Origin of the sequence: Halomonas sp. M4R1S46, assembly GCF_025725685.1 — a bacterium.
In the GTDB taxonomy this organism is placed as follows: domain Bacteria; phylum Pseudomonadota; class Gammaproteobacteria; order Pseudomonadales; family Halomonadaceae; genus Halomonas.
The window spans coordinates 3,544,192-3,553,286 of record NZ_CP107008.1 but is presented as its reverse complement, the minus strand read 5'-3'; the positions used below and the strand labels follow the sequence as shown (position 1 = coordinate 3,553,286).

At 69.9% G+C, this 9,095-nt stretch carries 11 protein-coding genes; 5 read left to right on the top strand and 6 right to left on the bottom strand.

Translation table 11 applies throughout. The annotated features are described in order from the left end of the window. The first annotated feature begins 43 nt into the window (after window positions 1–43). The gene (locus OCT48_RS16435) at window positions 44–1,279 is read left to right on the top strand and encodes a DUF3422 domain-containing protein (protein ID WP_263590210.1); all 1,236 of its coding nucleotides are present in this window, start codon (window positions 44–46) and stop codon (window positions 1,277–1,279) included. Between the two features lie 48 nt (window positions 1,280–1,327). Here the strand turns inward: OCT48_RS16435 and OCT48_RS16430 are convergent, their stop codons facing one another. The 4 genes from OCT48_RS16430 to OCT48_RS16415 all read right to left on the bottom strand — a co-directional run bounded on the left by OCT48_RS16430 (window position 1,328) and on the right by OCT48_RS16415 (window position 3,942). Further along, a complete protein-coding gene (locus OCT48_RS16430) occupies window positions 1,328–1,981 on the bottom strand; it encodes a hypothetical protein (protein WP_263590209.1) in 654 nt (217 codons plus the stop codon). Window positions 1,982–2,082: 101 nt separating this feature from the next. Beyond that, complete coding sequence (locus OCT48_RS16425; protein WP_263590208.1) at window positions 2,083–2,967, bottom strand: DUF6999 family protein; 885 nt, start codon at window positions 2,965–2,967, stop codon at window positions 2,083–2,085. Beyond that, the gene (locus tag OCT48_RS16420) at window positions 2,960–3,763 is read right to left on the bottom strand and encodes an iron-containing redox enzyme family protein (protein ID WP_263590207.1); all 804 of its coding nucleotides are present in this window, start codon (window positions 3,761–3,763) and stop codon (window positions 2,960–2,962) included. The genes OCT48_RS16425 and OCT48_RS16420 overlap by 8 nt, the downstream gene beginning before the upstream one ends. Continuing rightward, a complete protein-coding gene (locus OCT48_RS16415; protein WP_263590206.1) occupies window positions 3,718–3,942 on the bottom strand; it encodes a hypothetical protein in 225 nt (74 codons plus the stop codon). Before OCT48_RS16415 ends, OCT48_RS16420 begins: the two co-directional genes overlap by 46 nt. Before the next feature lie 246 nt (window positions 3,943–4,188). On the opposite strand from OCT48_RS16415, the gene OCT48_RS16410 reads away from it, so the two are divergent. Beyond that, window positions 4,189–4,641 (top strand): hypothetical protein, encoded by a 453-nt coding sequence (locus tag OCT48_RS16410; RefSeq protein ID WP_263590205.1) that lies wholly within the window; start codon window positions 4,189–4,191, stop codon window positions 4,639–4,641. A 134-nt stretch (window positions 4,642–4,775) separates the two neighbouring features. Here OCT48_RS16410 and OCT48_RS16405 read toward each other — a convergent pair whose 3' ends face one another. Further along, on the bottom strand, window positions 4,776–5,882 hold the full coding sequence (locus OCT48_RS16405; protein ID WP_263590204.1) for a Glu/Leu/Phe/Val family dehydrogenase: 1,107 nt from the start codon (window positions 5,880–5,882) through the stop codon (window positions 4,776–4,778). Window positions 5,883–6,084: 202 nt separating this feature from the next. Here OCT48_RS16405 and OCT48_RS16400 point away from each other — a divergent pair, with 202 nt between their 5' ends. Then, window positions 6,085–6,669 carry a GNAT family N-acetyltransferase gene (locus OCT48_RS16400; protein ID WP_263590203.1) on the top strand — a complete coding sequence of 195 codons (585 nt, stop codon included), beginning with the start codon at window positions 6,085–6,087 and terminating at the stop codon, window positions 6,667–6,669. Between the two features lie 150 nt (window positions 6,670–6,819). Here OCT48_RS16400 and OCT48_RS16395 read toward each other — a convergent pair whose 3' ends face one another. Next, a complete protein-coding gene (locus OCT48_RS16395; protein WP_263590202.1) occupies window positions 6,820–7,320 on the bottom strand; it encodes a MarR family winged helix-turn-helix transcriptional regulator in 501 nt (166 codons plus the stop codon). A 79-nt stretch (window positions 7,321–7,399) separates the two neighbouring features. Here OCT48_RS16395 and OCT48_RS16390 point away from each other — a divergent pair, with 79 nt between their 5' ends. Further along, window positions 7,400–8,356, top strand: a complete 957-nt coding sequence (locus OCT48_RS16390) for a DMT family transporter (RefSeq protein ID WP_263590201.1) — start codon at window positions 7,400–7,402, stop codon at window positions 8,354–8,356. 38 nt (window positions 8,357–8,394) lie between these two features. After that, window positions 8,395–9,030 (top strand): NAD(P)H-dependent oxidoreductase, encoded by a 636-nt coding sequence (locus OCT48_RS16385; RefSeq protein WP_263590200.1) that lies wholly within the window; start codon window positions 8,395–8,397, stop codon window positions 9,028–9,030. The last annotated feature ends 65 nt before the right edge of the window (window positions 9,031–9,095 follow it).

Below are 9,095 nucleotides of genomic sequence, written 5' to 3'. Positions count from 1 at the left end.
TGGACCTTAGTCTCGGTCTACCCATCCCCTTTCGGACCCGACCATGCACCCCCAGCGAGAGCAACTGCATAACGAGCTCCACGCCCGCCCGTCGATCTACTTCTCGGAGCCGGCCCATCTCCACCACTACGCCTTCCTCGACACCGACGGTGTCTGCGACGGCATCATCACGCGCCTCTGCGAGCTGGCGGGAACCAGCCTTGCCCCCGATGCGGTGCAGGGCATCCTCACCCTCGAGGAGGGGCAGGTGCTGAAGTGGGAGCGGCATACCGAGTTCTTCACCCTGACCCTGATGGTGCCCCGGACACCCGACGGGGAGATCTGGCCGCCGCCCCCGCCGCGCCTGGCCGAGATCGCCGAGGCCCACCGGGAGGCGCTGATCAACGCCACCGTGATCCTGGTCGAGTCGGAGGCCTCCTGGGGCAGCGACACCGGGGCCTGCGGGTTTCGCGACCCCGCCGGGTCGCGCATCGGCGGTGGCGATGCCGCGGTGTGGAGCGACTTCCGCCTCGATGCGCATGGCGTGAACCGGCTGCTGATCGTCAATCGTGCCCTCAACGACTTCCGCCTGGGTCGCATGGCGCGGCGCCTGCTGGAGATCGAGACCTACCGCATGATGGCCTCGCTGGCGCTGCCCCAGGCCAAGCGGCTCGGGACCGAGCTGGCGGGGTTCGAGGCCGAGCTGGGCGAGCTCTCCGATCGCAATGCCGAGGACGACTCCGAGGGGCCGCGTCCGCTGCTGGGTGCCATCGCCTCGCTCTCCGCTCGCCTGGAGCGCAGCGGCGCCCGCAGCCGTCACCGCTTCAGCGCCACCGAGGCCTACGCCAGGATCGTCTTCACCCGGGTGGAGGAACTGCGCGAGACCCGAGTCGGGGACTGCCAGCGGCTGGGCGTCTTCCTGATGCGCCGCTTCCTGCCCACGGTGCGCTACTGCGCCGCGGTGGACCGCCGCCAGGAGCAGTTGGCGGCGAACGTGGCGCGCCTCAACGACCTGCTGCGGACTCGTGCCCAGGTGGAGATCGAGGAACAGAACGCCGAGATGCTCAAGAGCCTCAATGAGCGCACCAGCAGCCAGCTGAAGATCCAGAAGGCCGTCGAGGGCCTGTCGATCATCGTCATCAGCTACTACATCTTCAGCCTGATCAAGCTCGCCCTGGGGAGCCTCGGGGCCCTGGGCATGCCCATGGAGCCGCGCGTCGCCGTCGGGGTGTTCGGCCCGCTGGCGGTGCTGGTCATCGGGGGGCTGGCGTGGCGGATATGGCGGGTCAAGCAACACTAGGCGGGTCTGCTGCCGGCCGGGCAGGCCGGCAGCGGGGTATCGTCGGGCTCACTTCAGGTAGACCTGGCCTTGCTCGTAGAGGCCGCGGCAGTCGTTGGCGTCGTGGTAGCGGTCCTCGTCGATGTTGAGCGAGTGCACCCCGGGGCCGCCGAAGCGTGGATCGTCGCACTCGCCGTCGTTGGCCCAGCGGCTGGTGTTGTCGCCCCACTCGATGCCGCCGGCACTGCTTCCCGAGCTGGCGCCGCTGGCGCCCCAGGACGGGCTGGCCTCGGAGATGTTGAGGGTGGCGTCCTGCAGCTCGCCGGCGGCATGGGTGCCGACCCAGATGTTGTAGTTGCCGGATGGCGGGTTGTGCCACTTGATGCCCGGATTGGTGCCGGCCGCGGTGGAGTAGTCGTCGTTGCAGTGCCAGTTGCCGGCGCCGTCGTAGACCACCAGGGTGGTGTCGGCCGGGGACTCGACGAAGATGCTCAGCACGTGCTGGCCGGCCTCGTAGTTGAGGTCCAGGTCGGGCTTGTCGCTGACGTGGCCGCTGCAGTTGGGACCCGCCTCGCCGGCGGAGCGGTTGCCGCCCGCACTGAGGCTGGTGCGGTGCGGGTCGGGCTGGAACCCGGAGACGAGGTTCACGGTGCCGTAGGATGGGGTGGCTTCCCAGTCCAGGGCCTGGGCACCCGCCGTGTAACACAGCAGTGGAAGGGCCACGAGCGCAGCCTTGCGATAGATCGACATAATCCCTTTTCCCTTGCGATGAGAGTCCGTGCGCGTGGCGCACCCGGATAATATGGCCAAGGCCCCGGGGAATGTCACGCCGTGTGACGCTCGCCGCCGACCGGGCGCTGTGCCGCGCGAGGCGATGCTGTCGCCGCCAGTCGCAGTCGCTCCAGTCGCGCATACAGGTACTCGGTGAAGAAGCCATGCATCAGGAAGCGCTGACCGAGGTTCCAGGGCCCCAGCAGGTAATGCGGGTACTTGTTGTAGGCCATCTCGGCCAGGCTCGGGTCGCCGATCAGCTGGCCGATGCGGATGGCCAGCGATTGGTCCAGGTTGAAGCCGTTGATGGCGTCGCGGTACTCCTCCCGGGTCAGCAGCAGGCAGAACAGGCACATGAACAGCCCATGGGCACTCTCGAAGTCCAGCACCTGGGTGCGCCGCCGGCGGACCCTGAAGTCCGCCATCGCGATCGGCCGCCAGTGCGTCCAGCGCAGGGCTTCCGTGGCCAGCGGGGCCGGGCGCGGCCGCCAGTGGCCCATTGCCGCGAAGGCGCGGAACAGCTCCTGGTCGTGGTCGACGAAGGTCGCTTCCCGCATGTCCCGGATACACCGTGGGTAGAGCGTCATAGGGGCGATGTCCGCCACCTCGCCGTTGTCCACCAGGAAGTTGATCACGTTCGACTCGGTGGCGAAGTGCCGCAGGATCAGCAGGTTGGCCTCGGGGCTGACCGCATGGGTGCAGAACCAGCAGATCAGCCGCTGCAGCAGCCCGTGGGCCCGGAACTGCGGCAGCGGCAGTCGCTTGAGGAACCAGATCACATGCAGCAGCGCCCCCAGCAGCCCCTGCAGCAGCGGGCGCAGCCACCAGCGGGTCGGGCGCTCGAGATCGGCGAGCCACTGGCGCATGGCCTCGGGCTCGATGGGCAGCGAGTCATCGACTTCCAGGGCCCGCAGGAAGGGGCTGCGACGGCTAGTCATGGTCCACCTCCTCGAGCTGCAAGGCATAGAGCCGGGCCACGACCCGGGCGGTACGCAGGATGGCCCGGCGGTCGGCCGCGTCGCGGCAGACCCGGTCGAGCAGGGCATAGAGCTTGTCCAGGTGGGCGTCGTCGTTCTCGCCGTGATAGCGCATGAAGCGGGTGTGGCCGCCATCGCCGCCGGTGGCCGCCTCGACTCGGCGCGCCCAGTCGGCAGCCATCTTCTGGCCCAGTCCCTCGATGATCCACATGGCGCCGATCAGGTCCACGGGGTTGGGCTGGCTCGCCCGGTACATCATGAAGGCGTGCAGGGCCTCGCTGCCGGCGTTGCGCTCGCCCTCGACGATGGCCCGGCGCTCGCCGCCGGCTGCCACGTAGTCGGCCTCCAGCAGCTCGTAGTCGCGGTGCTCCTCCCGGACATGCTCGATCACCAGCGAGCGTACGTCGGCGAAGTCGCGATCGAAGCTCGAGGCACCGCGGGTGATCCAGCGCGCGCCCTCCACCACCTGCTGGCGCAGGTGCAGCAGCAGCCGGCGATAGTCCTCCAGGGGGAAGCGGCCGCGCTCGAGGCGCTGGATCACGGGGACGCGGCCCAGCTGGCGCTCGAAATCGAACCAGATGCGCATCAGCCCCTGCAGACAGTCCTCGCCGGCCCGGGCGGCCATGGCGCCGTTGCCGATGGTGGTGCGATGCTCGGCGTCGATGGCGTAGTGGCGCTGCCGGATGCCATTGGACTCGAGGATGCGCCGCTTCAGCCGGCTGGGCTTGCCGTGGACCCGGCCGGGTAGAGCAGGCACAGCAGGATCGGAATGCCGACCTGCACGCCCATCAGCGAGTGGACCAGCGACTCCTTGAGCCCCGAGGTCGCCTCGATGCGGGTGGCCCGGTGGCAGCACCAGTCGACGAAGCCGGCGATGCCCCACAGCGGCAGGAAGACATACAACAGGACCTGAATCAGTAGCGAATGCGTATCCATCAGCGAACCTCGCGGCGGCGTCGATGGTGAGGGGGTTTTGAAACGGTGTTCGATAAACAGCCTAGCTGGCTCGGCCGGAAATGCAAACGGTTGTTTGAATCTCGTCGAGCCGTCGGCATGCACACCGCCAGGCCCCCGGGCGTCCGCATCGTGTTGAGCGTCGGCGTGGCGTCTTCGGCACGGGGCACTATGCTGGAGTCAGCCCTCGGGCTTCACGTTCATCCGTCACCCTTCGGGAGGTGCACCATGACGACCACGATGTTTTCCGCGGCATGCCTTGGACGGGGCCTGCTGTTGGCCCTGCCTCTGGTGGCTGGCACGGCCCTGGCCAGTGAGGGCCATGACCTGACCTTCCAGGGCGATGCCAGCTTCAACGGACCGCACGGCGGCCAGGCGGTCCAGGCGGCGCTGGTGGACACGGCCAGCGGCGAGACCATCGCCGTGAAGACCGGCGAGGTCTCCGCCGACGGCGATCCGGCGTTCTCGTTCGAATTCCCCGGCGTGCTGCAGGAGGGCGGCAGCTACGCCGTCCACTACTGGATCGATTCCAACTTCGGCGGCGGCAACGCCGGCAACTGCGATCCCATGGAAAACGACCACCAGTGGAGCGTGGCCATCGAGGCGGGCGGCGAGGCCACCACCCATGTGGAGAGCCACGATCCCTCCGCCCTGACGGCCGTCTGCGATACCTTCCAGTAGTCCAGCCACGCTGGCCTCTCATGACCGCGGGCCCGGTGACGACCGGGCCCGCATCACTAGGGGTTGAGTCTCCCCTGTCGACCGGTGACTTCCAGGCGTCCTGCCTCGACGCCTGGACGCTCCCTATCCCGGGATCACCAGGGCCGGCGGAAGCGCATCGCGGTGCAGACCCGCTCCCGCGACATCTGCACCGCCGCCGCGCGCGGCAGCTGGCCCTCGGCCTTGGCCCGGCCGAGCACCTCGTCGAGGTTGTGGCGGATCTGCTCCTCGATACGGGCCAGGGCCTCGCCCTGGCTGCCGTTGGCGTGCTCGACCGCGGCGCAGATGACGCCGCCGGCGTTGACGATGAAGTCCGGCAGCACCAGCACGCCCCGCTCGGCGAGTCGGCGCTCGGCCTCCTCGGTCGCGGGGATGTTGGCGCCCTCGGCCACCACCCTGGCCCGGAGCCGGTCCACGTTGCCCTCGTGGAGCACATCCGGTCGCGCCGCGGGAATCCACACCTCGCACTCGACATCGATGATGGCCTCCCGATCGCGGGCCTCGCCGTCCCGGAACTCGGCCACCGCGTGGCCCTCGTGCTTCCAGTCGATCAGGGCCTGCACGTCGAGGCCCTCGGGGCAGACCAGGGTCCCGGCGGAATCGCTGACCGCCACCAGTACGGCGCCGCGCTCGGCCAGGTAGCGCGCCGCGTGCCGGCCCACCGCGCCGAAGCCCTGGATGGCGATCCGCGCCCCCGCGAGGCGAAAGCCGCCGTGGGTCTGGGCCTCCTCGATGGCCGCAGCCAGGCCGAAGCCCGTGGCGCCGATCTCGTCCAGGGGGATGCCGCCGAGCTCCCGGGGCAGGCCCACCGCGCGGCCGGTCATGTCGTGGACCCAGGCCATGGCGATCTCGTCGGTGCCCATGTCGGGGCCGGGAATGTAGTCCGTGATCTCGCGGATCGCGTAGCCGTAGGCGCGCATCAGCCGCTCCTTGTCGGCGGTGGGCATGCGGGGATCGGCGAAGATCACCGCCTTGGCACCGCCGTGGGGCAGGCCGGCCGAGGCGTTCTTCAGCGTCATGGAGCGGGCCAGACGGGCGCACTCCTCAAGGCTCACGTCCGGGGCCATGCGCGTCCCGCCGATCGCCGGGCCGGCCGCGACGTTGTCGATCACCAGGATGGCGCGCAGCCGGGTGGCGGGATCATGCAGGTAGAGGACCTTCTCCGGTCCCAGGTCGTCGGTCAGGTCGAAGGCGTCGCTCATGTGCCGATCCTCCAGGAGGGGCCTTTCTTCAAGCTAGCAGGCCTGGGCATGGAACCCATGACGGAGCATATCGGAACGACGTCCCTCGGAATTCCCGCGGGCCATCGTGGTCCCTACTCTAGCGTGAAGAGTCGCCCCGCACGGGGGACGGCAGGGGCGCCAGCCGGCGCAACCGGCGTCGGGCAGTCGCCCGGGAGGTGAGATGAACATTCGTGATGCCACCAAGGCCCATGCCAGGGACCTGGCCTACCTGATCAACCTGGCGGGCGAGGGCTTGCCCGAGTACCTGTGGGGGCAGATGGTCACGGGCAACGAGACGCCGATGGACGTGGGCGAGCAGCGCGCCGCCCGGGAGGAGGGCGGCTTCAGCTACCGGCACGCCAAGGTCTGCCTGCAGAAGAAGAGGCTGCTGGGGATGATCCTGGACTACCGGCTGCCGGCCCCCTACGACCTCGATGACCTCGACGACCGTCCGCGCGTCGTCCAGCCATTGCTGCGCCTCGAGGCCCAGGCGCCGGGCAGCTGGTATATCAATGCCATCGCCACCTACAAGGCGGCGCGGCGCCGGGGCGTGGCCAGCCTGCTGATGGCCCAGGCCGAGGCCTCGGCCATCGCCGCCGGTTGCACCGAGATGAGCCTGATCGTCGCCTCCGAGAACCACGTGGCCAGGACCTTCTACGAGCACCAGGGCTTCCGCGAGACGGCCTCGCTGCCGATCGAGCCCTACCCCGGCGGCAAGCACGGCGGCGACTGGCTGCTGATGACCAAGCGCATCGATGCGGCCTAGCGCCGGGCAGGCGGCTCACGGCCCGAAACGCGCTCCCCCATGACCGGATGGTCCCTCCGAACGCCTTCGCCGGTATCCGCATCCCCGGCCGGTCGTGGGTAGGGGATGCCTCCCGGGGTGTCCAGCGGTGTCCTGTCGCCGGGTCTGCCGTTAGTCGGGCGCCTTGGCCTCCAGCCCGTCCTGCAGCTTGCCCAGCAGGGCATTGAGGGTCCGCTGCTCCTCGCGGCTCAGCGTCGCCAGCGCCCGGGCCTCGTTGTTCACGTGCTGCGGCAGGGCCTCGTTCACCAGGTCGAGGCCGGCCTCGGTCAGGGTCACCAGCATGCTGCGCCGGTCGGCGGGATTGGGCTGGCGGGCGATCAGCCCGGCCTTCTCCAGGCGATCCAACTGGTTGGTCATGCCCCCCGACGAGAGCATCAGCACCTCGAAGAGCTGGGTCGGGGTCAGCGCGTAGGGGGCGCCGGCCCGGCGCAGGGTCGCCAGCACGTCGAACTCCCGGGGTTGCAGGCCGCGGGCCTTGAAGAAGGGCTCCAGGTATTGGTGGCTGAGGTGCCGGCCGACGGTGGTCAGCCGCGCCGTCAGCTCCATGGGCAGCAGGTCCAGGTCGGGCATTTCCTGGCGCCACTGGTCGATCGCAACACTGACTCGGTTCATGGGGGCTTGCTACCTATTTATCTTGATACTAAGATTCTTTTTATCGTGATACACGATGCCAAGCTATAGGAGCACAAGGATGACCAACGCCCTCGTCGGACACAAGCGCCGCGATCGCCGCGGGCTCAAGGCCCTGGGCTGCCTGCTGCTGGTGGGGACCCTGCTGGCCATGTCGCTGACCGTGGCCAAGTTCGCCGATGCGGCGGTCCTGCCACGCCTGACCTTCCTGATGGCGGCCCTTGCCAGCGCGAGCGGCTGCCTGCTGCTGATCGCACTGCCCAGGCGCGGCGAGTGGCGCCTCGATCGCCGGGTGCTCGAGTATGCCGCCGTCGCCGGCAGCCTGCTGGCGCTGCCCAATGCGCTCGGCTTCCTGGCGGTGCGCCACGTGGGGGCGGGGTTCATCTCGCTGAGCTTCGCCTTCCCCATCCTGGTGACCTGGCTGCTGGCCGTGCTGCTGCGCCTCGAGCCCCTGCGCGGGGATCGCCTGGTCGGCGTGCTGCTGGGGCTTTCCGGCGGCATCGTGCTGGCCCTCTCCAAGGCCGGCACCGGCGGCGGACCGCTGGGCTGGTCGCTGCTGGTCCTGCTGATGCCGCTGGCCCTGGCCCTGGGCAACATCTATCGCACCCTGCGCTGGCCGGCGGACGTCCCGCTGGTGTACCTGACCGCGCTGGTGCTGGCCGGGGCCGCCCTGACCCTGCTGCCGTTCAGCCTGGCCATGGAACCCGGGCGCCTCGGCGAGCTGTTCGCCTCGCCGGCGGGCCTCGGATTGCTGGGGCTCGAGGTGGCGGTGTTCACCGTGCTCTACCGATTCTTCTTCATCCTCCAGCGACTGGCCGGTCCGGTGTACCTCAGCCAGATCGGCACGGTGGCGGCCACCGTGGGCACCGCCGTCGCCGTGCTGGTACTGGGCGAGCCCACCCCGCCCAACCTGGCGCTGGCCGCCGGCCTGGTGGTCGCCGGCACCCTGATCTTCCAGCGCGGCGCCACCCGGCCGGCGAGGCCCGCGCCGGAGGCGTCCTGCTCTGCACGTCCCTGATGCCAGCCCGTTCCCTTGACACCCCCGGAGGTCACCGCATGTCCCTCGATACCGCCCTGCACTGGCGCTACGCCGCCAAGCGCATGAATGGCCAGCGCATTCCCGAGGCCACCCTGGAACGCATCCTCGATGCGGCCCACCTCGCGCCGTCCTCCTACGGCCTGCAGCCCTACTCGGTGGTGGTGGTCGACGACCCGGCGCTGCGCGAGCGCTGTCGGCCCGCCGCCTTCGACCAGCCCCAGATCAGCGAATGCTCGCACCTGCTGGTGTTCGCCACCTGGGAGACGAGCGGGGCGACCGAGGTCGATGAACTGATCCGCCTGATGGCCCGGGAGCGCGGGCTCGATGAGCCGCGCCTCGCGGGCTATCGCGACACCCTGAAGGGCGTGGTCAATGGCTTCGAGACCGCCGAGGCCCGTCGGCACTGGGCGGCCAAGCAGGCCTACCTGGCGATGGGCATGGTGCTGGCCGCGGCCGCCCTGGAGCGGGTCGATGCCACGCCCATGGAGGGTTTCGACCCAGCGGCCCTGGACGCCGTGCTCGGCCTGGAGGCGCGCCGGCTGCGCAGCGCCGTGGTGGTGGCGCTGGGCTACCGTGACGCGGACGCCGACTGGCTCGCCGGCCTCAAGAAGGTGCGCTGGCCGAGGGAGCGGGTGATCGCCCGGGTGGCCTGAGCGCGAGTGGCCCGGACCGGGGCGCCCTCCGCGGGGCTCCCCGGCCCGGGGCGATCGGGGGGCTG